28 protein-coding genes and 1 riboswitch are annotated in these 22,896 nt (G+C 37.5%); of the genes, 19 read left to right on the top strand and 9 right to left on the bottom strand.

The window, feature by feature from the left end; translation table 11 throughout:
• Positions 1 to 90: 90 nt before the first annotated feature.
• Both ACMX9J_RS09910 and ACMX9J_RS09905 read left to right on the top strand, forming a co-directional pair.
• Complete coding sequence (locus ACMX9J_RS09910; RefSeq protein ID WP_047750048.1) at positions 91 to 756, top strand: cyclase family protein; 666 nt, start codon at positions 91 to 93, stop codon at positions 754 to 756.
• Positions 753 to 1,595 carry a GNAT family N-acetyltransferase gene (locus tag ACMX9J_RS09905; RefSeq protein ID WP_047750049.1) on the top strand — a complete coding sequence of 281 codons (843 nt, stop codon included), beginning with the start codon at positions 753 to 755 and terminating at the stop codon, positions 1,593 to 1,595. The genes ACMX9J_RS09910 and ACMX9J_RS09905 overlap by 4 nt, the downstream gene beginning before the upstream one ends.
• Positions 1,596 to 1,622: 27 nt before the next feature.
• Here the strand turns inward: ACMX9J_RS09905 and ACMX9J_RS09900 are convergent, their stop codons facing one another.
• Positions 1,623 to 2,207: a YjgB family protein gene (locus ACMX9J_RS09900; protein ID WP_416225753.1), complete on the bottom strand. Its 585-nt coding sequence runs from the start codon at positions 2,205 to 2,207 to the stop codon at positions 1,623 to 1,625.
• 332 nt (positions 2,208 to 2,539) lie between these two features.
• Between ACMX9J_RS09900 and ACMX9J_RS09895 the strand changes: the two genes are divergently transcribed.
• Both ACMX9J_RS09895 and ACMX9J_RS09890 read left to right on the top strand, forming a co-directional pair.
• Complete coding sequence (locus tag ACMX9J_RS09895) at positions 2,540 to 4,150, top strand: putative polysaccharide biosynthesis protein (protein ID WP_416225752.1); 1,611 nt, start codon at positions 2,540 to 2,542, stop codon at positions 4,148 to 4,150.
• 13 nt (positions 4,151 to 4,163) lie between these two features.
• On the top strand, positions 4,164 to 4,532 hold the full coding sequence (locus tag ACMX9J_RS09890; RefSeq protein ID WP_328141732.1) for a hypothetical protein: 369 nt from the start codon (positions 4,164 to 4,166) through the stop codon (positions 4,530 to 4,532).
• A gap of 90 nt (positions 4,533 to 4,622) precedes the next feature.
• Here ACMX9J_RS09890 and ACMX9J_RS09885 read toward each other — a convergent pair whose 3' ends face one another.
• Positions 4,623 to 4,781, bottom strand: a complete 159-nt coding sequence (locus ACMX9J_RS09885) for a hypothetical protein (RefSeq protein WP_155278274.1) — start codon at positions 4,779 to 4,781, stop codon at positions 4,623 to 4,625.
• 343 nt (positions 4,782 to 5,124) lie between these two features.
• Positions 5,125 to 5,231: riboswitch (SAM riboswitch) on the top strand.
• 75 nt (positions 5,232 to 5,306) lie between these two features.
• Here ACMX9J_RS09885 and ACMX9J_RS09880 point away from each other — a divergent pair.
• From ACMX9J_RS09880 to ACMX9J_RS09860, 5 genes are all read left to right on the top strand, one after another.
• The gene (locus tag ACMX9J_RS09880; RefSeq protein ID WP_033579996.1) at positions 5,307 to 6,317 is read left to right on the top strand and encodes a BMP family protein; all 1,011 of its coding nucleotides are present in this window, start codon (positions 5,307 to 5,309) and stop codon (positions 6,315 to 6,317) included.
• Between the two features lie 82 nt (positions 6,318 to 6,399).
• Positions 6,400 to 7,932 (top strand): ABC transporter ATP-binding protein, encoded by a 1,533-nt coding sequence (locus ACMX9J_RS09875; RefSeq protein WP_416225846.1) that lies wholly within the window; start codon positions 6,400 to 6,402, stop codon positions 7,930 to 7,932.
• A complete protein-coding gene (locus tag ACMX9J_RS09870; RefSeq protein ID WP_335707326.1) occupies positions 7,907 to 8,974 on the top strand; it encodes an ABC transporter permease in 1,068 nt (355 codons plus the stop codon). The genes ACMX9J_RS09875 and ACMX9J_RS09870 overlap by 26 nt, the downstream gene beginning before the upstream one ends.
• Positions 8,961 to 9,878, top strand: a complete 918-nt coding sequence (locus ACMX9J_RS09865; protein WP_049165977.1) for an ABC transporter permease — start codon at positions 8,961 to 8,963, stop codon at positions 9,876 to 9,878. Before ACMX9J_RS09870 ends, ACMX9J_RS09865 begins: the two co-directional genes overlap by 14 nt.
• A gap of 24 nt (positions 9,879 to 9,902) precedes the next feature.
• Positions 9,903 to 10,565: a sulfite oxidase-like oxidoreductase gene (locus ACMX9J_RS09860; RefSeq protein WP_028414925.1), complete on the top strand. Its 663-nt coding sequence runs from the start codon at positions 9,903 to 9,905 to the stop codon at positions 10,563 to 10,565.
• A gap of 33 nt (positions 10,566 to 10,598) precedes the next feature.
• On the opposite strand, the gene ACMX9J_RS09855 is transcribed toward ACMX9J_RS09860, so the two are convergent.
• A complete protein-coding gene (locus ACMX9J_RS09855; protein ID WP_047750056.1) occupies positions 10,599 to 11,111 on the bottom strand; it encodes a MogA/MoaB family molybdenum cofactor biosynthesis protein in 513 nt (170 codons plus the stop codon).
• A gap of 12 nt (positions 11,112 to 11,123) precedes the next feature.
• On the bottom strand, positions 11,124 to 11,612 hold the full coding sequence (moaC, locus tag ACMX9J_RS09850; protein ID WP_033580001.1) for a cyclic pyranopterin monophosphate synthase MoaC: 489 nt from the start codon (positions 11,610 to 11,612) through the stop codon (positions 11,124 to 11,126).
• Positions 11,613 to 11,726: 114 nt separating this feature from the next.
• Here moaC and glp point away from each other — a divergent pair, with 114 nt between their 5' ends.
• The gene (gene glp / locus ACMX9J_RS09845; RefSeq protein WP_416225751.1) at positions 11,727 to 12,992 is read left to right on the top strand and encodes a gephyrin-like molybdotransferase Glp; all 1,266 of its coding nucleotides are present in this window, start codon (positions 11,727 to 11,729) and stop codon (positions 12,990 to 12,992) included.
• A 14-nt stretch (positions 12,993 to 13,006) separates the two neighbouring features.
• On the opposite strand, the gene ACMX9J_RS09840 is transcribed toward glp, so the two are convergent.
• Positions 13,007 to 13,138, bottom strand: a complete 132-nt coding sequence (locus ACMX9J_RS09840; RefSeq protein WP_306430480.1) for a YvrJ family protein — start codon at positions 13,136 to 13,138, stop codon at positions 13,007 to 13,009.
• A gap of 430 nt (positions 13,139 to 13,568) precedes the next feature.
• Positions 13,569 to 14,000, bottom strand: a complete 432-nt coding sequence (locus ACMX9J_RS09835; RefSeq protein WP_416225750.1) for a terpene synthase — start codon at positions 13,998 to 14,000, stop codon at positions 13,569 to 13,571.
• 149 nt (positions 14,001 to 14,149) lie between these two features.
• Here ACMX9J_RS09835 and ACMX9J_RS09830 point away from each other — a divergent pair, with 149 nt between their 5' ends.
• The 4 genes from ACMX9J_RS09830 (at position 14,150) to ACMX9J_RS09815 (ending at position 17,315) form a co-directional block, all read left to right on the top strand.
• Positions 14,150 to 14,932: a GNAT family N-acetyltransferase gene (locus tag ACMX9J_RS09830; RefSeq protein ID WP_416225749.1), complete on the top strand. Its 783-nt coding sequence runs from the start codon at positions 14,150 to 14,152 to the stop codon at positions 14,930 to 14,932.
• Between the two features lie 255 nt (positions 14,933 to 15,187).
• A complete protein-coding gene (locus tag ACMX9J_RS09825) occupies positions 15,188 to 15,379 on the top strand; it encodes a hypothetical protein (RefSeq protein ID WP_416225748.1) in 192 nt (63 codons plus the stop codon).
• Between the two features lie 244 nt (positions 15,380 to 15,623).
• Positions 15,624 to 16,193, top strand: coding sequence for an MEDS domain-containing protein (locus ACMX9J_RS09820; RefSeq protein ID WP_028414918.1), 570 nt, complete (start codon positions 15,624 to 15,626; stop codon positions 16,191 to 16,193).
• A 249-nt stretch (positions 16,194 to 16,442) separates the two neighbouring features.
• The gene (locus ACMX9J_RS09815) at positions 16,443 to 17,315 is read left to right on the top strand and encodes a GyrI-like domain-containing protein (protein WP_176343546.1); all 873 of its coding nucleotides are present in this window, start codon (positions 16,443 to 16,445) and stop codon (positions 17,313 to 17,315) included.
• 236 nt (positions 17,316 to 17,551) lie between these two features.
• On the opposite strand, the gene ACMX9J_RS09810 is transcribed toward ACMX9J_RS09815, so the two are convergent.
• Positions 17,552 to 17,896 (bottom strand): SPW repeat domain-containing protein, encoded by a 345-nt coding sequence (locus tag ACMX9J_RS09810; RefSeq protein ID WP_416225747.1) that lies wholly within the window; start codon positions 17,894 to 17,896, stop codon positions 17,552 to 17,554.
• A 189-nt stretch (positions 17,897 to 18,085) separates the two neighbouring features.
• Between ACMX9J_RS09810 and ACMX9J_RS09805 the strand changes: the two genes are divergently transcribed.
• On the top strand, positions 18,086 to 18,358 hold the full coding sequence (locus tag ACMX9J_RS09805) for a DUF3973 domain-containing protein (protein WP_416225746.1): 273 nt from the start codon (positions 18,086 to 18,088) through the stop codon (positions 18,356 to 18,358).
• Positions 18,359 to 18,401: 43 nt separating this feature from the next.
• Here ACMX9J_RS09805 and ACMX9J_RS09800 read toward each other — a convergent pair whose 3' ends face one another.
• A complete protein-coding gene (locus ACMX9J_RS09800) occupies positions 18,402 to 19,043 on the bottom strand; it encodes a DUF1232 domain-containing protein (RefSeq protein WP_028414916.1) in 642 nt (213 codons plus the stop codon).
• Between the two features lie 119 nt (positions 19,044 to 19,162).
• Here ACMX9J_RS09800 and ACMX9J_RS09795 point away from each other — a divergent pair, with 119 nt between their 5' ends.
• Positions 19,163 to 19,744 carry a manganese efflux pump gene (locus ACMX9J_RS09795; RefSeq protein ID WP_416225745.1) on the top strand — a complete coding sequence of 194 codons (582 nt, stop codon included), beginning with the start codon at positions 19,163 to 19,165 and terminating at the stop codon, positions 19,742 to 19,744.
• Positions 19,745 to 19,860: 116 nt separating this feature from the next.
• Here the strand turns inward: ACMX9J_RS09795 and ACMX9J_RS09790 are convergent, their stop codons facing one another.
• On the bottom strand, positions 19,861 to 20,313 hold the full coding sequence (locus ACMX9J_RS09790; protein WP_416225744.1) for a DUF4288 domain-containing protein: 453 nt from the start codon (positions 20,311 to 20,313) through the stop codon (positions 19,861 to 19,863).
• Between the two features lie 339 nt (positions 20,314 to 20,652).
• On the opposite strand from ACMX9J_RS09790, the gene ACMX9J_RS09785 reads away from it, so the two are divergent.
• From ACMX9J_RS09785 to ACMX9J_RS09775, 3 genes are all read left to right on the top strand, one after another.
• Complete coding sequence (locus tag ACMX9J_RS09785; RefSeq protein ID WP_416225845.1) at positions 20,653 to 21,150, top strand: DUF3267 domain-containing protein; 498 nt, start codon at positions 20,653 to 20,655, stop codon at positions 21,148 to 21,150.
• Positions 21,151 to 21,636: 486 nt separating this feature from the next.
• Positions 21,637 to 22,041: a hypothetical protein gene (locus tag ACMX9J_RS09780; RefSeq protein WP_047750070.1), complete on the top strand. Its 405-nt coding sequence runs from the start codon at positions 21,637 to 21,639 to the stop codon at positions 22,039 to 22,041.
• A gap of 621 nt (positions 22,042 to 22,662) precedes the next feature.
• Positions 22,663 to 22,848 carry a hypothetical protein gene (locus ACMX9J_RS09775; protein ID WP_028414911.1) on the top strand — a complete coding sequence of 62 codons (186 nt, stop codon included), beginning with the start codon at positions 22,663 to 22,665 and terminating at the stop codon, positions 22,846 to 22,848.
• The last annotated feature ends 48 nt before the right edge of the window (positions 22,849 to 22,896 follow it).

Below are 22,896 nucleotides of genomic sequence, written 5' to 3'. Positions count from 1 at the left end.
GTTCTCTAAAAAAAACTTTTTCTAGGAAACTAGGAAGAGTTTTTTTGTGTTAGAATATTTTTACTAAATATTGAAAAAGTGGGTGGTAGTATGAAAAAAAGAACGTATATTGATTTAAGCCACATCATTGAAGACGGAGTTATCACGCATAAAGGCTTGCCGGCACCGATTATTTGCGACTATTTAAGCCGAGAAGAGTCTAAAAAGCTGTATGAACCAGGGACTGAATTTCAAATCGGTAAAATTGAAATGGTTACAAATACAGGTACGTATATTGACGTGCCGTTTCACAGATATAAAGACGGAGCGGATTTAGCTCAAACGGCTATTGATAAAACAGCCGGACTGGAAGGAATAGTAATTTCAATCGACCCGACTTTAACGGCTATTGATGAATCTCATTTTCACCATATAGACGTAAAAGGCAAAGCGGTATTAATTCACACGGGATGGGATCGCTACTGGAATACAGACGATTATTTAGAAAACCATCCATACTTAACAGAAAGCGCGGCTGCTTATTTAGTGTCTCAACAGCCCGCTCTTGTCGGAATTGATTCGATGAATATTGACGACACAAAAGGAAAAGCAAGACCAGCTCATACGCTGCTGTTAGGAGCGGACATTGTGATTGCTGAACACTTATGTCGCTTAGATCAACTAACGGAGTCCTTTTTATTTTACGCCGTGCCTCCTAAAATAAAAGGAGCCGGAACATTTCCGGTAAGAGCATTTGCGGAGGTAGAAAGAACATGATCCAATTACATAGATACAGGGAAGTGCAGGAATTTAAAAAACAAGTCGAGCCGCTTTTAGAGAAAAATGAAGTTCTTCACAACTTAGCGCTTGGCATTTTACAAAGCTTACATGAAAGCAGCAAACTGAATTTTATGGGCATTATTTTAAAAGACAATCGTGCTGCGCTTGTGTTGCTGCAAACCCATCCTCAGCAAATCATCCTGTCTCAAATACAGAAGCTAACGGATGATGAGCTGAACGAAGTAGCGGAGCTGTTACAAGAAACCACCGTACCGGGCTTAGTTGGAGAAAGGCAAACGGTTTTATATCTTTCTCAAAAACTAGCAGCGCTAAAAAATCAAGAAGCTTCGTTGAAAATGGATCAGCGCATTTACCGGTTAGACAAAGTGAAAAAAGCTGCGGACGCTGACGGAGTGCTGATAAAAGCAAAGTTGGAGCATCTTCCGCTCGTGACGGAATGGATTTGGGAGTTTATGGGCGTCATTGGAGAGCCTGTATCAAAAGAGCAAGCTGTCAAAACAGGCGAAGCTTTTATTAAAGCAGAACGGCTATTTTTATGGGAAGTGAACGGGAAGTATGTGTCAATTGCTAATGCTACGCGTCCGACAACCCACAACGTTACGATTAACTTTGTGTATACGCCGCGGGAAGAACGTAAAAAAGGCTATGCATCAAGCTGTGTGTCCACGCTTTCTCAGCTTATGCTAGACAGCGGTTTTCAAACAACAAGTCTATACACGGACACGACAAACCCTACGTCTAACAAGATTTACATGGAGATTGGGTATGAACACGTAGCTGATTCAGCATTAGTTTTATTTCATGAAAAAAAGTAGCAGGCTGTCTGCTACTTTTTCTATTACTTAAGGTTTTTTAACTAAATTAACGTGATTTAACGTTTTGCTATCATCAAAAATAAATTCAAGATCATAGGCGCCGGCGTGATACGTGTATCTCGTTTGAGTCGTACCATCACCTTTTACTTTGCTTGTAAAGTTTGGCTGACCTAATTCTTTCTTTAAGTTAGCTTGCGTGATGGACCCTAAATTTGTTTGACGCTCTACATTTGTACCAAAATAGCGGATTTCGTTAATGACATTATTTTGGTCATAGCCAAATGCATATCCAGGGTGACCCATTTCCGCATGATAGTAGTCAAAGTTATTTGATGAACCTTCAGGCGGAGGACCGAACTGATCTCGAACATCTTGACGCAGGCTTTTGCCAATTTTTAAGTCTGCTGTTAATCGCGGCACTTCACCTTGCACCGCCGCATTATAAATTTCGTTAATGTTTTTTACAGCTGTTTGACTTTGGCTGCTTGTTTCTTGAGATGTAGCTGCGTGTGCTGGGGTATCAAGCTGAGCCACAGGAGCAAATCCAAACGCAGCAACTCCTGTAATCGTCGCAGCAGCAGCCGCTTTTGATAGTCGTTGTTTCATTTTCATGATTTTTTCCTCCTATATATAACGATTTAGCAATCTCAGTCTACCTAAAAGAGAAGGTAGGCCAGAATGGTCAAGGAGTCTTAGTTGAGTTGGTAACTGATATATATAATGTAACACGCCTTTCAGAATATAAACGTCAGGTAAGGTGAAAAGCAAAAAACGATTCATTTCTCATAGGTGAAAAGATTTGTTTTTATTCCTTTATTATGTAAAAAAACGTAATATAGGGAGGATTCTAAGTTTTTATAAAAAACTAGATAATAACTGTAAGTATGATACAATAAATCAAGTATTTGTTAAAAATATAATATTTATTGCTGGAGTTTTGATGTATGGAAAAAAATTTGATGAGAGGTACGCTTTTGTTAACAGCGTCTTCTTTGCTAACAAAGATTTTGGGTTTTATTTATATTATTCCGTTTACAGCGCTAGTCGGAACGTCAGGTTACGCGCTTTATAAGTATGCATACGGTCCATATACCTTGATGCTAAGCTTATCGACAATGGGTCTTCCGCTTGCTGTTTCGAAGTATGTATCGAAATATAACGGTCTTGGAAACTACAGGGCAGGGCAAGATCTATTAAAAGCAGGCCTTCTATTAATGACGATAACAGGCATAATAGGATTTTTAGTCCTCTATACCATGGCGCCTTCGCTCGCTGAGCTAGTGATTAACGGAAAAGATTCCTCAGGAAATAGTCAAAAAGACGTGGTATACGTGATTCGAATGGTGAGCTTTGCTTTAATTATTATCCCGCCTATGAGTCTATTACGAGGCTACTTTCAAGGTAACCAGTCCATGGGACCATCCGCGCTGAGTACAATTATTGAACAAATAGTGCGTGTACTGTTTATTTTAGCAGGAGCATACGCTGTTATTCATCTCTTTCATAGCACGATGACAAAAGCTGTTGGAATTGGTACGTTTGGAGCGTTTATTGGAGGCGTAGGGGGAATAGGGATTCTCGGTGCGACGTATCTAAAGCGCAAGCGGCTGATTATGAAGGAAGTGAACAGCGGAAAGAATAATAAATCTGTTCCGTTCTCTTTAATGTTCAAAGAGCTTGTGACGTACGCTGTTCCGTTTGTATTAGTTGGTTTAGCTATTCCAATCTATCAAAATATTGATACGTTTACGATTAACATGCTTTTTCAATCAATAGGGTATGGACAAGCTAAAGCCGAAACAATCAACTCTGTCATTGGGTTAGCGCAAATTTTAGTAATGGTGCCGGTATCGCTAGCGACTGCCTTCAGCATGTCGCTGATTCCGGGTATTACATCTTCTTTTGTGCAAGGAAATTTACGAGAAGTAAAAGGAAAGATTACAAAAACGCTGCAGCTGCTGTTGTTTTTTACTCTTCCTTCTGCGGTGGGGCTTTGTTTATTGGGTAAGCCGGTATATATGATGATCTTTGGAGCGAAAAACAGTCCTGAAATCGGTGGAGTTGTTTTACAATGGTATGCGCCTGCTGCCATTTTATTTGCTCTTTTTACCGTAACAGCCGCGATTCTTCAAGGAATTAATCAGCAAAAGAAATTAATTTTTGGCTTGGGCTTAGGTATTGTTGTGAAGATAGTACTAAACGTACTGTTGGTTTCAAGCTTAAAAGAAATTGGACCTGTTGTCGCGACGTACGGAGGATATGGTGTATCGGTTATCTATAACTTTTATTTAATTGAAAAATCCATTTCTTACCGAGTTCAATCACTAGGAAAAGCCGCGTTGACGCCTGTTTTATTAGTAAGTGTGATGTCAGCCGCTGTGCTTATTGGCAATTATGCTTCTCACTATTTTTTAGAAAATAAGCTGTCTGCATCTTCACTTGCGAGTAGCACGTCTTGTATTTCAATAGCTTTAGGTGCTGCTGTGTATCTAGGGCTTGGCGTCAAAACAAGTTTAGGGCAATCTGTTGTGTTAAATAGAAGAAAAAGAATGTAAAGGAGAGAAAGAAGTGTCAAAACGATTTGTACTAACCGTAGCCGCTGGAGGATGTATCATAATCTTCGGCGCGCTGCTGCTACTAAACTGGGAAAAGGTGTTTGGAGACTACCGTCCCATTCAAACAGCAACAGCCGTATTCAAGTTAGAAGTGGGAAGTCAAGATGTAGCAAAGACTACGGATTCAGATAATGTTCTTTACTATATGGTGAAAAAAGGACATTTAGATGAATATATTCAACTGATGGATGAAAAAGGCTATGTGTTAAAAGAGAAAGATATTGATCATAACCGACTTGTTTTTAACAATGGACAAGAGGATGAGCAAATTTACTACAAGCGCTTTGCTAGGAAGTATACGATGATTGATGGAGAAGGGTAAAAGCCTTCACTTGGAATTACTACATACTAAAATCATTAAAAGAAAACACCACCTTGCGAATAAAAGGTGGCGTTTTTTTGTTAGATTATCTCATCTTAGTTTTACTCTTGCTATCCCTGTTACGATCATACTAGTAATAAAAATAACTATGATTCCAATGTTGGTCGGGGTATCAAAAAATGTTTTTGAAACGGCTAAAGCGATAATAAGCCCAATAGCTATGCCAGATAGTTCTTTCATTAATTTCACCGTTAACACCTCTTAACAATATTACTAAGGAAAAGTCTAACATTATTGGTAAAGTGGTTTCAATTAATAACACATTAACGGAAGAGATATAATAGAACTTATTTGCTACCACTAAACCCTCTTGACCGTCAACAGATTCAGTATAAGTGCTTTGTGAAGAAGTATAGAATGATTCAAGAAATGAGGTAAAGGCTTTAACTTCTATTTTATATTTTAGTAGACTAAAACCGTATAATCCTATCTGTTTTTAAAGTTTTTTTGCGTGAAAAAGAAAAATAATATTGACAATTGTTGAAAAACTATTAATATTGACTATATTACATAAAATAAATAGCTATTGTTTTCCTTATCAAGAGAGGTGGAGGGACTGGCCCTGTGAAACCCGGCAACCGCTGTCTATGACAGAATGGTGCCAAATCCTTAAGAACAGTATGTTCTTGAAGATGAGGAAGAGACGTTTGGTTAACGAGCTCTTCCTTTATATAAAGGAAGAGCTTTTTTTATATTATAGGGGGAGTAAGTTAAATGAAGAGATTTCTTATTTTAGCAGTTGCGCTTGTACTACTCGTAACTGGCTGTCAGTCAAAAAGTACAAAAAGCAGTGGAAGTGAAGAGAAAGGAAAGAAGCGAATTGCTCTTGTTTTGCCTGAAAAGATTGGGGTTAACCCGTTTTTTCAGCAAATGGATGATGGAGCAAAGCGCGCTGGGAAGAAGTATAACATTGATGTAAAGACAATTGAATCTACGGACCAAGCAGCCATTGAAAGTAATTTGCGTGCTGCGGTAGCCGAAAATTATGACTTGATTATTACATCTTCTTTTGAATCCGAAGATGCGTTGAAAAAAGTAGCTCAAGAAAATCCGCAGCGTCAATTTGCGATTATTGATACAGTGGTCGATTTACCAAATGTAAGAAGCGTTGTATTTCGTGAGCAAGAAGCTTCATATTTATTAGGAGCAGCGGCAGGATTGATTACGAAAACGAATAAAGTAGGAATGGTTGCAGCTGATGATATTCCATTATTAAAAAAATGGACGGTAAGTTTTAAAGAAGGATTACAATCAACAAATCCAAAAGCAGAGTTTCTAGTAAACTATGTTGGAAGCTTCTCTGATCCAGCTAAAGCAAAAGAACTTGCTATTTTACAAGCTTCAAAAGGCGCTGATTTTATCGCCGGAGCATCAGCAGTAGGCGACTTGGGTGTATTTGAAGCAGCAAAAGAAAAAGGTTTTTATACGGCAGGACAAGATATTGACCGTACGGAAGTAGATCCTGAGCATATCGTTTTATCGCAGTTAAAAGGATCTGATGCAGCTGCTTATGAAACGGTAGAAGCACTCGCAAATGACAAATTTAAATCGGGCGTAGTGACATACGGCTTAAAAGAAAAAGGTGTTGGGTTAACGTATGTGACTCAAGACAGCAAGACGCCTCTTAGTGACTTTGTAGGACAAGATGTGATTAATCAATTAAAAGAAATTAAAGATTCGATTATTGATGGAAAAACAGTGGTAAAAGATCCGTTAGCAAAGTGAGTTGAGAAGAGAAGTCGAGTAAGGCTGGCTTCTCTTTCTTATTTTTGAAAAAAACCTAAAGGGGAAAGGAGCAATGAATGGAATGAGTGAGCTGCTGCAGTTAACGAATTTAACGAAGAAATACGGTTCATTTTTAGCAAACGATAACGTGTCTTTTACGCTAAAAAAAGGCGAGGTTCACGCGCTGGTCGGAGAGAACGGTGCTGGTAAAACAACGTTGATGAGGATGCTTTACGGAATGGAAAAGCCGAGTTCAGGAAGTATTCAGCTACATGGGAAAACCGTCTCGTTTTCATCTCCTGCGGATGCGATTAAAAACGGAATAGGCATGGTGCATCAGCATTTTATGGTTTTTCCTCATTTTTCAGTGGCTGAAAATATTGTCTTGGGGCATGAGCCAAAGAAAGGTCTCTTTTTTAATAGAAGGCAGGCGAAAGAGGATGTTCAGCAATTAACCCAAACCTATCAGATTTCAGTAGATGTTCATAAAAAAGTAAAGCATTGCTCAATTGGAGAACAGCAAAAGATTGAAATTTTAAAAGTGCTGTATCAAGGAGCAGAAATCATTGTTTTAGACGAGCCTACCGCTGTACTTACTCCTCATGAAGTGAAGGAACTATTAAAAACAATCCGTTTTTTGGCTTCACAAGGAAAAAGCATCATTATTATTACACATAAGCTGCAAGAAGTGATGGAAGTAGCGGACCGCATCACGGTTCTGCGAAATGGTAAAGTAGCCGGCGTCACAAATAAAGAATCTACTAATGCTCACCATTTAGCCAAGCTGATGGTAGGACGAGAATTAAAAGAGCGTCCTGCAAGAGTGCCATCACAAAGCACTTCTCATTTAAGCGTACAAAATCTCTTTTTAAAAGGAAAAGGACAAAAAAACGTGTTGCAAAATGTGTCTCTTCACGTTTCTGCAGGCGAAATTGTCGGTATTGCAGGGGTTTCAGGAAATGGGCAGTCAGAGCTGCTTCAAGCAATTGCTGGATTAGTAGAAACAGACACCGGAAGTATCAAACTTGGAGATGAAGATCTTACAGGGCGATCTGTGCGTGAAAGAAGAGAGGCAGGAATTGCTCATATTCCAGAAGACCGCTATATGTGGGGAGCCTCTAAAGACGATACGATCGAAGAAAATGCGCTGATGGGCTATCAGTATAAAGCTTCTTACTCGAAAATGGGCTGGCTGAAAAGAAAGATATTCAATTCGAGCGTGGAGGAATGGATAAATGAATTTTCGATTAAAGCCACTTCATCTAAGCAAAAAGCAGGAGAACTGTCAGGGGGGAATCTGCAAAAATTGATTGTTGCAAGAGAGCTTGGCCAAAACACTTCTTTTCTACTTGCTGCCGAACCAACGCGAGGAGTGGATATTGGGGCAATGGAACGTATTCACGACGCTTTGATTCAAAAACGCAATAATGCATCGGCTATTTTACTTGTATCTTCTGAGCTGTCGGAGATTATCTCACTATCAGATCGAATTTTAGTGATGTACGAAGGCAGTATTGTTGGAGAGCTTGCAAGAGAAGAAGCGACGGAAGAGAAACTAAGCATATTAATGGCAGGAGGAACGGTAGAAGGTGATACAGTTGCAGAAACTTCTTAAATCATTAATCCAACCAATTATTGCGGTCATTTTTGGCTTAGCAATAGGAGGCATTATTATCTCCTTAACAGGTGGTTCGGTTTTCCAAACATATACAGAGCTCTGGAATGGAGCGTTTGGTAATTTTTATTTCTTCACTACTACGCTGGCTCGCGCTACGCCTATTCTGTTAATTGCGTTAGGTGTCGGATTTGCTTTTAGAGCAGGTGTGTTTAATTTAGGCGGAGAAGGACAGATGGTCGTTGGAGCTATCAGTGCAGCGATTGTTGCTTATTACCTGCCGGCTCCAGGGGTAGTCAAGCTGATAGCGGCTATTGCCGCTGCGGTTGTGGCAGGAGGTTTGCTTTCCGTTTTAGCAGGATGGATGGAAGCCGCGTTTAAAATTCAGCTCGTCATTTCGACCCTTTTATTAAATTATATCGCTGTTTTATTTGCAAGTTATTTAGCAGGTCACCCATTTCAAGATAAAACAGGCTCAGCAGCTCTCGCTCAAACGCCTATGATTGAGCAATCGGCGTGGCTTGGAAAAGTGTTTCAAGGAATGCCTCTTCATGTCGGATTTATCATTGCTTTAATCGGTGCGCTACTGCTATGGACAGTGCTTCGCTACTCTGTGTTTGGGTACGAAGTGAACGCATCTGGAAAAAATCCGTTGTTCGGAGCGTATGGAGGCATTCATCAAGTAAAAGTCATGCTGTTCAGTATGTTTATTAGCGGGAGCTTGGCTGGATTAGCAGGAGGGTTTGAAGTGCTTGGTTCACAGTACCGATTTGTAGACGGTGCGCTTACCGTTCCTGGATATGCATGGACTGGAGTGATGGCTGCTCTGTTAGCAAAATCGAATCCAATCGGCATTATTTTTACGTCTCTTTTACTTGCCGCTTTGCAAACAGGAGCGATGGGGTTAGAGCGTAATACAGAAATTCCGTTAGAAATTGCGAGTATTATGCAAGCTGTACTCATTCTATTTATCTCAGCAAAATTCACAAAGCAGTGGTGGAAAGCAAAAAAGAAAGGAGCTGATATTCGTGGAGCTGCTTGATTGGTCACTGTTAAATGCAACGCTGCGAATGGTTGCGCCTATATTATTAGCGGCGCTAGGCGGAATGCTTTGCGCGCGCGTGGGCATATTTAATGTAGGGCTAGAAGGTCTGATATTGATTGGGGCTTTTAGCGGAATTGCCGGTAACTATTATACTCACAATGTCTTTTTTGCGATCGTGATTGCGGCTGGAGCAAGCTTACTTTTTGCGTTGCTTTTTGGAATGATGGTCGTGATGTTTAAAGCGAATGAAATTGTTGTTGGGGTGTCTATTAATTTTTTAGCACTGGGCTTAACGACATTTTTACTCCGGACTATTTTTCATACAAAAGGTGCCTATTACGATAAAAACATGCACGGAATAGGCACATGGGATATACCTTTAATTAAAGACATACCTATAATCGGCGACATTGTTTCCGGGCAGTCACCGCTTGTCTATTTTGCATTTTTAGCAGCTATTGCTTTTTATATCTTTTTTTATCGAACGATTTTTGGTTTTCGTCTTCTAGCAGTAGGCTACAATCAAGTAGCAGCAAGTACGCTTGGGTTAAAAGCAATAAGATATCAGCTGTTTGCGATCGCAGCATGCGGAATTCTGTGTGGGATTGCAGGAGCACAGCTTTCATTAGGGCAAGTCACGATGTTCTCAGAAGGCATGACTTCAGGGCGTGGATTTATTGCACTTGTTGCGATGATGCTCGGTCAGTCTCATCCGATCGGTATTTTAGCATCGAGTATACTTTTCGGTTTAATGGATGCGGTGAGCACACGACTGCAAGGTTTTTCAATACCGACCGAGTTCACGATGATGGTGCCGTATGTACTTACATTAGCAGCGATGTTTTTCCTGCGAGATAAAGGAGTCGAAACGAATCAAACAAGTCAGCAAAGTGCACGCTGATAAAAAAATAAAGAGGTGGTACCTATGAACAAAGCAGACCGTATTAAACGAATGAAAACACCGGAAATTGATCCAAAGTATGAAGGACGAGTGCCTCCGGGTCAGGTAGTAACAGAGCGCTTTCCCATTTTACATGAAGGCGACGTGCCGGAGTATAACTTAGAGGAGTGGACGCTTCGCGTGTTTGGGTTGGTAGACAAAGAAGTGACGCTTTCGTATCAAGATATATTGAACATGCCTCAAACAACGGTGAAATGTGATATTCACTGCGTAACGAGATGGACAAGACTTGATAATGAATTTACGGGCGTGCTGTTTACAGACTTTTTAAAAGCAGTTGGCGTGGAGTTGAAAAGTAAATATATCATGCTGCACGGAGATAATGACTATACGTCAAACATTGAAGTAAAAGATTTACTGAGAGACGATATTCTTCTCGCTCATTCCTTTAACGGAGAGCCGCTTACACCTAAGCATGGATATCCGCTGCGATTGGTTGTGCCGCATTTGTACTTTTGGAAAAGTGTCAAATGGCTTCGAGGCTTTGAAGCTATTGATGAAAACCATCCGGGCTTTTGGGAGCAAAACGGCTTTCATCTTAGAGGAGATCCGTTTAAAGAAGAGCGTTTTTCTGGAGAAGATTTAGGCATTCCAGAAGATGAGTGGGTACATAAAGACTATGATTAATGAAAATGCCTATGCGCAAGCATAGGCATTTTGTTAGCGCTGGCGGTTTAATTCCCACACAACGTGGCGAAGTTCAGGCAAAATCAGTTTGGTCATAGCTAGGCGAACAGCACCGCTTGATCCTGGTGTAGAAAAAACGGCTTTTTCGTTAATCGTCCCGGCAATTGCCCGGCTCATAATCGCTGCGCTGCCAATGTCTTCGGTGTAGCTCAGCATGCGAAACAGCTCGCCAAACCCGACGATTTCTTTATGAATCAGCGCTTGAACGGCTTCAATTGTGACGTCTCGTTTTGTAATGCCGGTGCCGCCGTTTGTGAGAACAACGTCAATGTCCTCAGCACTGCATCCGGCAAGTATCGCTTGTTGAATCGACGTTTGATCGTCTTTTACAATTTCATAGGAAGCGACCTGCATCTCGTGTTCTTTCAGAAGTTGGATCATTAGCGCGCCGCTTTTATCGGTTTCTTTTGTACGTGTATCGGATACCGTAATGACTTTGCAGCGAACGGGCTGAGTTGCTTTGGATTTATGTTCATGTACGCTCATTATGTACCTCCTTTACGCTTCCGTACGCTTGTAGTCACCGTTTTTGCCGCCTGATTTTTCAAGCAGATATGTTTCGCCGATAATCATGCCTTTATCAATGGCTTTGCACATATCATAAACGGTTAGAGCGCAGGCAGAAGCGGCAGTTAAAGCTTCCATTTCAACGCCCGTTGAGCCTTCCGTTTTAACAGTTGCTTCTATTAATAAACGATACTTGTCATTGCTTGTATCCCAGTCAAATGAAAGGTTTACGCCTTTTAATAAAAGAGGGTGACACATCGGAATAATGTCAGACGTGCGTTTTGCTGCCATAATCCCTGCTACTTGTGCGACAGCAAGCACATCGCCTTTTCCGATTTTATGTTCTACAATGGCTTCGTGAATTTCTTTGTTAACGAGTATGCTTGAACGAGCTGTTGCAACGCGGCGAGTGATAGATTTTTCGCTAATATCGACCATATTGGCACGGCCTTGGTCATTAAAATGTGTAAAAGAAGACATCGGTGTTTTCATCCTTTTTCAGTAAATTTTGTTGTATGATAGAAATAGTGAGATATGCTATGATTTTACACCATAGCGTAAAAAGTGAACAGACATAAAGGAAGTGAAGAATGTATGTTAGAAAGCAGAACACCTATTTCAATTCCTGAAGCAATTGAAAAAGTTATGACATATAAAAGAAAAGGCAGCATCGAACGCGTATCGATCACCGAAAGCTACGGGCGCTATTTAGGAGAAGATATTATTGCCGACCAAAACGTGCCTCATTTTAATAAATCGCTTTATGACGGCTTTGCGGTTCAAGCACAAGACTGCGTAGAAGTATCAAATGAACATTCTGTAGAGTTCGAAGTTGTAGGTGAAATCGGCGCTGGCTCTGTTTTTGAAGAAGAAGTAAAGCCGTTTCAAGCAGTGCGCATTATGACAGGAGCGCAAGTGCCTCATTCATGTGATGCGGTTGTGATGCTTGAAGTAACGAAGTCGTATGAAAAAGAAGGCAAAACGTATATGGCGTTAAGCAGGCCTGCTTCAAAGTGGGAACACATTGCGTTAAAAGGAGAAGAAACAAAAAAAGGAGACGTGCTCGTTTCAAAAGGAACGCGCATTAATCCGGGCGTCACGGCTTTTTTAGCTACGTTTGGCTATGCGGATGTAGCCGTGGTGAAGCAGCCGGTGGTTGGCGTGTTAACAACGGGAAGTGAACTGCTTGATGTAAACGAGCCTCTAGAGCCAGGAAAAATCCGCAACAGCAACTCTTATATGGCACTTGCGCAAATCGTAAGAAGCGGGGGAATTCCGAAATATTTAGGGAAGCTTGAAGATGATTTTGACCGCTGCTATGAAGCGGTAGAAAAAGCACTTGAAGAAGTGGATATTTTACTGACAACCGGAGGGGTATCCGTTGGTGACTATGATTATTTGCCGGCTATTTATGAAAAGCTTGGTGCCAATGTGCTGTTTAACAAAATTGCGATGCGACCGGGAAGCGTCACAACAGTCGCAGAACGAAACGGACAGCTGCTGTTTGGATTATCAGGAAACCCATCTGCTTGCTATGTCGGGTTTGAACTGTTTGTACGTCCGATTGTTCGCAGCTTTTTACATTCACCGGCGCCTCATTTACATAAAACAAAAGCGGTGTTAAACGGCCGTTTTAAAGAGCCTAATGCATTCACAAGAATGGTACGGGGAGAAATGACAGACGAAGGCGGAAGGCTCTTAGTAACGCCTGTTGGCATGGACAAGTCAGGCGCTATTTCGTCATTAGCTGCAGCAAACGCACTGATTGTTCTTCCAGGCGGAGAGCATGGATATGATAAAGGAATAGAAGTGGACGTGCTGCATCTTGAAGACGAAGGTACGAGTTCGCTTTGGGTATAAAAACAGAAGTCTGCTTATTGCTTGTCCTTCTTTTCAATAAGAATTTGAAGCAGTTCTGTAATTCGATCTAATTTGCTTTCAATGCGAACAAGTAAGTAAAAAGATAGGGCAATTGGAAAGCCTAAATCTTTAATATAACTAACCAAGTTTTCTATAATAGCATACCTCCTTCACTTAGAAGATATATTATCATATGTGATTTCTAAGTATTTGTTCGCAGGGTATACGTCCATTTTTAAGACAAAAGTCCTTGAAAAATAAGAAAAAGCAGCCCCGGCATTGGCAAGCGAGGCTGCTTTTTTTGTAAGGGTTCATTTATACGTATTTGAGTATAAATGCCTACTAGATTTTAACATGTTTTTGAATATAAATACTACTTTGGATGTGTTCTAACATATGAATAAAAGGTGCGCTTTTAATTCATCGATTACGTTGGTCCTCCTAATCAAAAGCCAACTAAATGAAAGGTGTATAAAAAGCGGCATATTCTATAAAAGTGACTCTTTCAGAACCCTTACTTCCCTAGGGGTTCTCTTTTTTTCTATGTGCCTAAGAGGGTGGTTTGTGTACACGGTCTTAATCCTGAGATAAATAAATCCAGTTGATTTCATCAAATTCTTCAATACTATAATTTGAGCCTATGTTTTTTAATATTTTATTGAAGAATTTTAGATTAACTTCATGATCATACAAATCTTCTTGAATGTATTCTTTTATAATAAAGTTTGTTAAATTTGTATTATTAACAAAGTCTGAAAAGAACGATGTTATAAGGTCTGAATCTTTTTCATTTAATTTTTCATCATTAATGATCGAAATCCTAAAGACGTTTAAAATTGCGTTAATATCTTCTTCATCCATGTAACATAATGGATCTAGTTTTTTGTCTTCTTCTGTAAATGGACTTCGAGTGTCTTCAATGACTACATATGATATGATTCTTCCATTTCTTGTTACATGGAAAATCTCTAAATCACGCAATTTTAAAATTCTATGAAGCGATATCATAAGTTCCTCCTGCTAACATGTTGATGTACGATATTTTTATAAATTAGATATTGTTAAATCTGTAGTATTCAGTTTACAGTAAAATAGTCTTGTGTGGTATTAATTAACAAATATATAAACATATACTTTGTTAAGGAGGAGTAGATAAAATGTATTATTTAGAACCAAAAGATTATGATAAGATACATAACATTTTAAAAGCGTCATTTAAGACTCCTACATTTGCTTTTTCTGTCGTTAATCACGTTATTGAAGAATCTGTGTATGTAAATGATCGTATGAGGCCAACGTCAGGATTTCTTAGAATACCTGCAGGTGACTATTATGTATTTGGTAAAGGAAATGATGGGGTGTTTAATAAATCTCTCTATCGTTACTTTGTTGAGAATGTTTATGGTAAGGAAAAACGTTTTACTGTTTTTACTCCATCGACCGACTGGGAGGCTTTTTTTGACGAGACTTTCGAACCGTACGTAAAGAAAATGATGCGTTCTAAGTATAGATTTGTTCCTTCAAAAGTTCCTTCTAAGTATAATCTTCCCGATCTTTATGAGTTAAAAGATTTTAACTCCGACGCTTTAAGAAAAAGTAAGAATTTTAACGAATCATATATAGTGGATTACTGGGGATCAGAAAGTCATTTTCTGAAAAACGGGTTAGGCGTTTGTGTTATCCATAAAGAAAATATTGTCGCTGAATGTGTGTCGATCTTTCATAGTGGAACAATAGCTGAAATCGATATTGTGACTAATTCTAGCTATAGAGGACAGGGACTGGGAAAGATAGTAGGTCAAGAGTTTATAAAAAAGTGTTTAGAAAAAAATGTTATGCCTGCTTGGGATTGCGATAATAATAATGAAGCGTCAAAAGTATTAGCTAGTAAACTTGGATTTTCTAATGAAGAGAGTTACGCTCTATATGTATTAAAATGAAAAGCCCTAGAAATATGGTTTTTTTCTTTGTACCAACAACATATTTTAAGTTAACTAAGTCTAATTATGATAGGTATGTTTAAATACTGTTCTAAAGGTATGTTGCAATGTAATTATAAGGAAGAAGAGGTGGATATAGGGATGTTGACGGCAGTAGTTGTAACTGTTTCAATTTTATCTTTAGCTTGGATTGTAGGGAAAAAAGAGCAGCCGAGGAAACAATGATTAGAAGAAAAAGCATCTGAGGTGGTATATATGCAAAGACAGCAAGGCATTACTGTCCTTTTATTAATGTTAGGAATGGCAGCTATTTCTTTAGGGATGGCTTTGAAAAATGTATTTCAGTACTCTCCTACGGTGGGATGGCTTCTAGGAACCGCAATATTAACAGGTAATTCTATTTATACAGGTGTACAAAAGTTTAATTCCATAATCATTTCTTGTTAGGTTTTAATCGTATTTGAAAAGGGTATAGTATCCTTTAGTCAAGCTGCTAGAATAATTGTCGCAAACGTTTGCAATCAATATAGATACACTGTTCTAAAAAAGCTGTCCACCCCAAAACAAAGGGAAGAACATCCAATTTTGACATGCAGGAACGCAAAGCGTAGAATCTTTCTAACAGATAAACAAATTACTATTTTAAGAGGCTTAAAATTTAGGTTGATTTTATATAAGGGAGCGTACATATTTGAAAAATCAGTTTGCTCAATTAATACAGAATAATGAAAGCGTTCATATTTACTACAACATTGACGATATGAAAAGTTACTTAGACAATCTTGTGTCTTATATTGTTTCGGGTATTGAACAGAAGAGACATACTTTAGTTATAGAAAGTGAAAGATTAATTCCATTAATTTTTGAAAAATTAGAGGGAATTCTAACTAAAGATCAATTAACCTATATACATACTATTAATAATTTTGATTATTACTGTTCAAGTGGAAGTTTTCAGCCTGCCATAATCTTTGAACACCTTTCTAGACACTTAGATCCTTTCTATAAAAACAATACATCTTTTCAAATATGGGCTCATGTAGAATGGGGACAGCAAGAAGGAATTATACCTATTCTAGAAGAGTTTGAAAATGAAGCCGATAAATTAGTAAATAAAGGCGGATTGTATTTAGTATGCGCTTATGATGAAGAGAGAGTACCAGAAGTTCTTAAGCTCGCTTTAATGAAATGCCATCCATACGTAATTTTAGAAAACAAAATTGCGCCATCCCATTTATATGTAATGACAGATGCAGTGTAATTGCTATTTTGGTTGGGATTTGCTCATAAAAACACAGGTGAATAGAGAACAAATAAAGAGCCTTATACTTTAAGGCTCTTTATTTGTTGTTTTCGAAAGTTATTATGTTAACTAAAATTGCATCTTGAATAGCTTGTTTAAGTTTGTGAAAACTTATGAACAGAAGAAAAAAGCCTGCATAACTGTGCATGAAATGTCGGATAGCTCTATTCAAATCCTGCTATTCTGATAATAAGGGAGGTCATATAAATGGATTTGCTTAGAAATATGAATAGAGCTTTAGACTATATTGAGGAGAATTTAACCAATGATATCGATTTTAGAGAAGTAGCAAGGCTGGCTCTTTGCTCTGAGTATCACTTTAAAAGAATGTTTTCTTTTCTTGCAGGTATTACTTTATCAGAATATATTCGCCGAAGACGACTTACACTTGCAGCATTTGAACTTAAAGATAGTAACATCAAAGTCATTGATGTTGCGATCAAGTACAATTACAGCTCACCAGATTCGTTTACAAGAGCTTTTCAAAATTTGCATGGTATAACTCCTTCCGAAGCTAAAAAGAGCGGCAGTTCACTTAAAGCATTTCCAAAAATGACCTTTCAGTTATCAATTAAAGGGGGAAATGAGATGAATTATCGCATTGAAAAAAAAGAAGACTTTCATATAGTCGGTATTAAAGAAAGAGTTCCAATAATCTTTCATGGAGTCAATCCAAAGATTGCTGCTATGTGGGAAAGCTTGAACGATGAAACAATACGTGAATTAAAAGAACTTTCTAATGTTACACCATTAGGTTTGCTTAGTGCATCTGTGAACTTTTCTGAAGGGAGAATGGAGGAAAAAGGGCAGCTGGACCATTATATCGGTGTAGCCACAACTAAGGATTGTCCCGATCATTTAGTACAACTTGAAGTGCCAGCTGGAACATGGGCTGTATTCGAAGCAGTCGGACCATTTCCTGACACATTACAAGATGTATGGGGACGAATTTATTCAGAATGGTTTCCGGCCTCAACTTATGAACAAGTAGAAGGACCGGAAATCTTATGGAATGAACATAAAAATGTAACGTCGCCAACCTTTAAAAGTGAAATATGGATACCCGTGTTAAAAAAGTAATGATGACTCCGTAATGGAGAGAAAAGGTAGATCACAAATGTGATCTACCTTTTCTCTTTTATAGCTTTCTATAAAATACATTACGTTGACTAAATCTGTACAACCCTTACATAAAAAGCAGAAAAAGCTCCCTATTTCCGTAGGGAGCTTTTCTGCTAGGAGAATTATTTCTCACATAGTCGATACGTTGCGGTATCTTGAGTAGTTTAAGCAAAAAGTGGAATATTATTCGCTTTTTAACTTACAGCTTTTAATTTTAATCTTGCTTTAGAGTTTAAGCTCCATAAACTAAGTAATACGGTCATTAACCCAAGTATGACGCTAGACCAAAGCACCCCGTCTGTTAATGAATAAATAAAGGGAAAAAGAATAAACCATAATCCGGTAACGAGCGAAATCCAATTTTGCCATGAATTCCATCCGGGTTTAGTAACTCCCCAAAAAGACATAATCATTTGAAGGCTTCCAAATACAATACTTGCTGACGTAGCCCCTGCATTATATGAAAACCCAAGCATCCACGGGGCCATAACAAACCAAATACCAATTACGGCGTTAGCAATTCCTCTTGCTTTCATCATTATCCCTCCTCAAATTATGACACTCGTAGTGATGTCATGATTAAACTATATGTTTGTAAGTAACGTGTGTTGAGTATTCATCAACGCCTGTTGAGATTTTTTCAACTTTTCATGTAGGAACAAGCACTTCTGTTGATGAGTTCTCATAAGATGTTTCAAAATCAAGTATAAGAAAGAGAGTGAAAACAAATGTACTATTGTGTTAATTGCTGCAGATTGCAAAATGAACATCTTATTAAGAGTAAGTTATTTGAAAATGGAGTCTATATAGATCCATTTGTAGGAGAGAAAATCCCTTTAGGTATGTGTGCACATAGATGCAACCATGAGTCATGCGAGCCATGTAAAAAAGAAAAAATTATTAAAAAGATTGTGCCAAAGGAATTATCTAAATTAAAGAAGGAAATAGAGTATTTACCTGCTCATCGTCATGGTTCAGAAAAAGTTCCATTTTCACAATAAATAGCGGAATGCCGCGTTCAGTTCCCTTAATAAAACTCAGTTTTTATTCCGTAAGTTGATTCATCACTAGTTGTACAGCTATTGCATCGTCTAAATAACCGATTGGAAAGACGTAGTCTGGAATAATATCGGTAGGCAAAATAAAATACAATAGTGCACTTCCCAATATAGAGCGCTTGGCGGCTGAGGTTTCTTCGCTACAATATTCAAGATACATTTGCTTTAATTGGTCGATGAAAGTACCAACGCTTCCTACTTGCTCTATTTTGGATTGAAAGTTATTTATGATCATGCTGTGTCCTTCGTCTGTCTGTGCATATTGCTTATATTTTGTTAGTTCTTGTTTTACACGTTCAATCGTGAAGTTGGTATCTGCTATATTAAAAGATTTAAGTATTTCTTGAATTTTATCGATGGAGTAATGAATGCCTGTTTCTAGTTCATTTTCTGTATGGTTTGAAGCAGCTTCAGCAGGATCAATCAATGCTTCAAGAGGCGTATTTAAATAGTGTGCAAATTGCTTTAAATGATGTAGGTTTGCTTGCTGCTTTCCATTTATAATCCGTGAAATAGTTGCCGTATCAATCCCCGTAAGTGAGCTTAGTTTCCGCATAGATAAAGCATTTTCCTTTAATAAAGACCGTAATAACAGACCAAGGCTTTGTTCATTTTGGATGTTAGACATTGCGATTCACCTCTTTATATTTTTCAACGCGCAGTAATCATTTTATTGAAGGTTTATCAACAATATATGCAACAAGTAAGCAAATTTCCTCAATATTATCATCAAAAGGAGAATACAAAATGGAATGGTTATTCATTTTAGGTTTTGCCCTGTCATCAAGTATAGATAACTTTGGTGTAGGAATATCTTATGGAGTACGAAAAATCAGGATCAAATGGCTTTCGAATTTACTAATAGCAGCTATTTGTTTCCTCTTTAGTATGACCGGGATTATGTTTGGTAGATGGATTTCAAGCATCTTACCAGGAGTTTTCCATGTTATTGTAGCCGTCGTATTATTAACGCTAATTGGAATTCGAATTATTTTATTAGTTGGTTCCCAAAAAAATAATGGAATTGATGAATTAGATAGTAGTGGTCAAGAAAACGTACGATATATTGGCTGGGTTGAAAGTAGTGTGCTAGGTGTTGCACTTTCAGCCAATGCACTTACAAACGGTCTAGGAGCGGGTTTACTTGGTTTATCACCTTTAGCTATTTCGCTCACATCAGCATTTGGTAGTTTTATAACGGTATGGCTAGGCGTAATGGTGGGGCAAAAAGCAGCAAATGTTCAAATTGGGAAATTTACATTAGGTCAATTTGGAACGTTAATCAGCGGGATTACGATTTTAATTGTAGCTTTTACTCAAATATTCTAAAAGAAGAGACGCCATTTAAAGCAAGTGGCGTCTCTTACTTATGTTTTAAGTTAGTACATTATGTTGATCAAGTTCGTATATCGTATATATCTTGTTTTTATATTTAATATGAATCTTCAATTAAAATCTCTATTCCTTAAAAGGAAGCTTTTGCGTATCAGCTCTGTTTCATCCTCTGTAACTTCCGGATAGTACCTAGATAAGACATTAGCTAAACTTTCTTTTTTAGGCACGTGTAAAAAACGTGAATATACTTCCGAACCATTTGGTAACTCCTCTTCTTCACATAAGAGGAAGGCATCTAAACTCTCAATCAATTGGAAGTGCACAGTCTGATCATAAACGTTGGTATAGCTTTTTTCACATTCTTTTGCTTTCTTTTCTGCAATTTCATAGGCTTGATCAAATGATTGGGCTTTAATTAATAAAATACTTTCTTCAAATATCTGATGTTCTTCATAATTTTCGTCGATCTTTTCTGTATTAGGTTTACCCACTATTAAGTGCTTATAAAGAACCTTTACTCCATACCATTGGTCACCTAACTCTTCGCTATTAGTTGTTTTCATATCAACTCTCCATTCTTAACTAAAGGAACCATCATAATTAATTTTAACATCGTATTCCTTATCGTCCTTTTTGCTTATATAACTAAGTTGGTATATCGTGTTCATCCACTAACCTATGATAAAATGGAAATATAATCAATATATTCTTTATATTAGGGGGGAGGGACATATTGATCAACTCACAAATGCTGCAGTGTATTTACTTACTCAATATTTAAATAATAAAGTGTAATATATATTAGGAGATTTTACGTTAAAACAAACGCATAATTAGTGGAAGTTTGGACAAGGGAGGGAACGCTTATCATCAGTTGGTTTCGCCACTTGCCACAAATAAGCATGGACTTTTCTGAATGGACGCCTTTTATCCAGAATACGTGGTATCGAAAACACTATATGAAGTTTGTATATTTACTTCAAATTATTATTCTATTGATACCTTATTTCTTTGGAGCAGACTTTACTCACATCAATCTCTTTTATCTTATTATAATGGGTATGATTGTCTTTGCTATTCATGAATGTCTGCACGTTTTAGTCGTATATAAAAAAGGTGATGTGAGCTTGACATTTAGCGGAATATTTTTCTGGCTCAATACAAATGCAACTCTATCTAAAACGAGATATTGGATCTTTATGAGCTTGCCTTTTCTTGTATTATCGATAGTTCCTGCTATTACGTCGTTCTATGTATCAGGAAATATTAGATCCATCCTATTATTTGTATGTTGGATAAATACATTCATTTCTGGCTCAGATATCTATAACTCATTTTTAATTGCGATTAAACCGAAGAATTCGTTTTTTTGCAGAGGTTATTATCACGTAAAATATTAGTAGATTGGTTTATTTGTATTCACATCTAGAAAAGGAGCACCTGTAGTAATTAGGTGCTTTTTTTGTGCTGATAAAACGAGCCGGTATTCCAAGATAAAAGTAAGGATTGTAGTGTTTACTGTAATAGGTAAACTAGACGATGTTTTCTAAAGGTACTGTCTTTGGAGTTACTAATACCATAAAGTAATTCAATAATTTTGTAAAAGGTGTTTGACATTATGAAATTTTTACCATAAACTATATATGTAAAAGATGTTTTACATGTTGGTGTAGAGGGATATAAATGCACCACCGAATGAAAGAACCTTAGGAAACCAAAGAAATTATCCTCGGAGGGGTTAGTGAATGCGTGCTAAGTTTCCAGGCAAATGATTAATACTGTTGAAATTATTAAGTATGATTCAAGTTAGTTCTAGCGTTTCTAGTAGTACAGAATTTTAATGTAAGTGATGACGAATTATTTTTGTATAGAAGCAGGAGGGATTTATGGTGAATAAGGAGAGAAGAAACAATGTAGTTGGAGGTATTATATTAGGTATTATTACTTTAGGGCTGCTTACTTTATACATAACGGATTTTATAAATGACAAGAAATTAAATCTAAATAGTATTCTAGGAATTGTCCTTTTATTAATTGCCTGGTTGCAATTTAGTACATGGGGATCTGATAAAAAAGTACAAAAAGATGAAATGGGAAAGAAAATTGCTGCTATCAGTGCAAAGACAAGCTATCATATCCTAACAATAGCTCTTTTTGTTCTTTGGGTACTAGATCGAATTATTTTCGTCAGAAGAAATGATTTTGGCAACATATCTTTATTTGCAGCGATATGTCTTTCTTTAATTATTTTTCCCATTGTCCAATTCTTTTCGGCAAGGCGATATAGATAAAAATCAAAAAGTTTAGAACCACTGTGGTTCTAAACTTTTTGATTTTTATAAGAAGCTAGAAGGATGTACACTATTTATTTACTAAAAAAATTCTTTTTTACTCTAAATTTCAACAAGGTAGAGCAGATTCCAAACGGCACTGAACAACTAAGAGAAAAAAAGAGGAATGGTTTAACTAAACTCAAGTTTATAAAAAACTTACGATCATCTATTGAGATAAGTAGTGAAATAAGTACGGAGCTAATGAATGCAGTTATAACACCGAACACAACATACCATACTAGCTCAACTATATATTTATGCCTCGTTTGATTCTTTACAATAGCATCGATTATGAAAGAAGAAGGAATTCCTAATACAATTACAAATAGTGCAATATACATAAATCCAAACATTATTTGGTCTAGAAAATGGTTTAAGCTCATTTGCTCGTAACCATTAGAAAAAGATAGTCCAGAAAGAACTAAGCTACCGCACAAGGTAGAAATTAAAAACGATATAACTTTTTTCATGATCCTATAATCTCCCCGCTCATCAATAAGCCTATTTTAACATTTAAAAGTAAAATAAGTATAATTATGTTAAAATATAACTATATTTATTTTTTTGGTGGTGAAATAGATGGATAATCGAAGCTTGGGATTATTTTTGGTCGGTATAGGAACAGTCTTTCTGATTTTAGCTTTAACATTACATATAGCTGGATTATTATATGGTGTTATTTTAGGCAGCAGCATATTATTAAATGTTTCAGGGGCAGGTATACTTATGAAGTTTATAGCTGATGAAAAACTGGCTAATTTGTAGAGATCTTATAAAGTAAGATCTCTTTGTTATGAATCTTACGCTAGAATG

The organism is Priestia sp. RMT2NF4 (assembly GCF_047872835.1).
Taxonomy (GTDB): Bacteria; Bacillota; Bacilli; order Bacillales; family Bacillaceae_H; genus Priestia; species Priestia zanthoxyli.
Note: the sequence above shows the minus strand (reverse complement) of the source record. Positions and strands in the feature narration are given on the sequence as shown.

Excerpts from the sequence above, each read along its gene's own strand:
- ACMX9J_RS09910 (WP_047750048.1), top strand. The coding sequence starts at position 91 with ATGAAAAAAAGAACGTATATTGATTTAAGCCACATCATTGAAGACGGA.
- ACMX9J_RS09905 (WP_047750049.1), top strand. The coding sequence starts at position 753 with ATGATCCAATTACATAGATACAGGGAAGTGCAGGAATTTAAAAAACAA.
- ACMX9J_RS09900 (WP_416225753.1), bottom strand. The coding sequence starts at position 2,207 with ATGAAAATGAAACAACGACTATCAAAAGCGGCTGCTGCTGCGACGATT.
- ACMX9J_RS09895 (WP_416225752.1), top strand. The coding sequence starts at position 2,540 with ATGGAAAAAAATTTGATGAGAGGTACGCTTTTGTTAACAGCGTCTTCT.
- ACMX9J_RS09880 (WP_033579996.1), top strand. The coding sequence starts at position 5,307 with ATGAAGAGATTTCTTATTTTAGCAGTTGCGCTTGTACTACTCGTAACT.
- ACMX9J_RS09875 (WP_416225846.1), top strand. The coding sequence starts at position 6,400 with ATGAGTGAGCTGCTGCAGTTAACGAATTTAACGAAGAAATACGGTTCA.
- ACMX9J_RS09860 (WP_028414925.1), top strand. The coding sequence starts at position 9,903 with ATGAACAAAGCAGACCGTATTAAACGAATGAAAACACCGGAAATTGAT.
- ACMX9J_RS09855 (WP_047750056.1), bottom strand. The coding sequence starts at position 11,111 with ATGAGCGTACATGAACATAAATCCAAAGCAACTCAGCCCGTTCGCTGC.
- moaC (WP_033580001.1), bottom strand. The coding sequence starts at position 11,612 with ATGTCTTCTTTTACACATTTTAATGACCAAGGCCGTGCCAATATGGTC.
- glp (WP_416225751.1), top strand. The coding sequence starts at position 11,727 with ATGTTAGAAAGCAGAACACCTATTTCAATTCCTGAAGCAATTGAAAAA.
- ACMX9J_RS09835 (WP_416225750.1), bottom strand. The coding sequence starts at position 14,000 with ATGATATCGCTTCATAGAATTTTAAAATTGCGTGATTTAGAGATTTTC.
- ACMX9J_RS09830 (WP_416225749.1), top strand. The coding sequence starts at position 14,150 with ATGTATTATTTAGAACCAAAAGATTATGATAAGATACATAACATTTTA.
- ACMX9J_RS09825 (WP_416225748.1), top strand. The coding sequence starts at position 15,188 with ATGCAAAGACAGCAAGGCATTACTGTCCTTTTATTAATGTTAGGAATG.
- ACMX9J_RS09815 (WP_176343546.1), top strand. The coding sequence starts at position 16,443 with ATGGATTTGCTTAGAAATATGAATAGAGCTTTAGACTATATTGAGGAG.
- ACMX9J_RS09810 (WP_416225747.1), bottom strand. The coding sequence starts at position 17,896 with ATGATGAAAGCAAGAGGAATTGCTAACGCCGTAATTGGTATTTGGTTT.
- ACMX9J_RS09805 (WP_416225746.1), top strand. The coding sequence starts at position 18,086 with ATGTACTATTGTGTTAATTGCTGCAGATTGCAAAATGAACATCTTATT.
- ACMX9J_RS09800 (WP_028414916.1), bottom strand. The coding sequence starts at position 19,043 with ATGTCTAACATCCAAAATGAACAAAGCCTTGGTCTGTTATTACGGTCT.
- ACMX9J_RS09795 (WP_416225745.1), top strand. The coding sequence starts at position 19,163 with ATGGAATGGTTATTCATTTTAGGTTTTGCCCTGTCATCAAGTATAGAT.
- ACMX9J_RS09790 (WP_416225744.1), bottom strand. The coding sequence starts at position 20,313 with ATGAAAACAACTAATAGCGAAGAGTTAGGTGACCAATGGTATGGAGTA.
- ACMX9J_RS09785 (WP_416225845.1), top strand. The coding sequence starts at position 20,653 with ATGGACTTTTCTGAATGGACGCCTTTTATCCAGAATACGTGGTATCGA.
- ACMX9J_RS09780 (WP_047750070.1), top strand. The coding sequence starts at position 21,637 with ATGGTGAATAAGGAGAGAAGAAACAATGTAGTTGGAGGTATTATATTA.
- ACMX9J_RS09775 (WP_028414911.1), top strand. The coding sequence starts at position 22,663 with ATGGATAATCGAAGCTTGGGATTATTTTTGGTCGGTATAGGAACAGTC.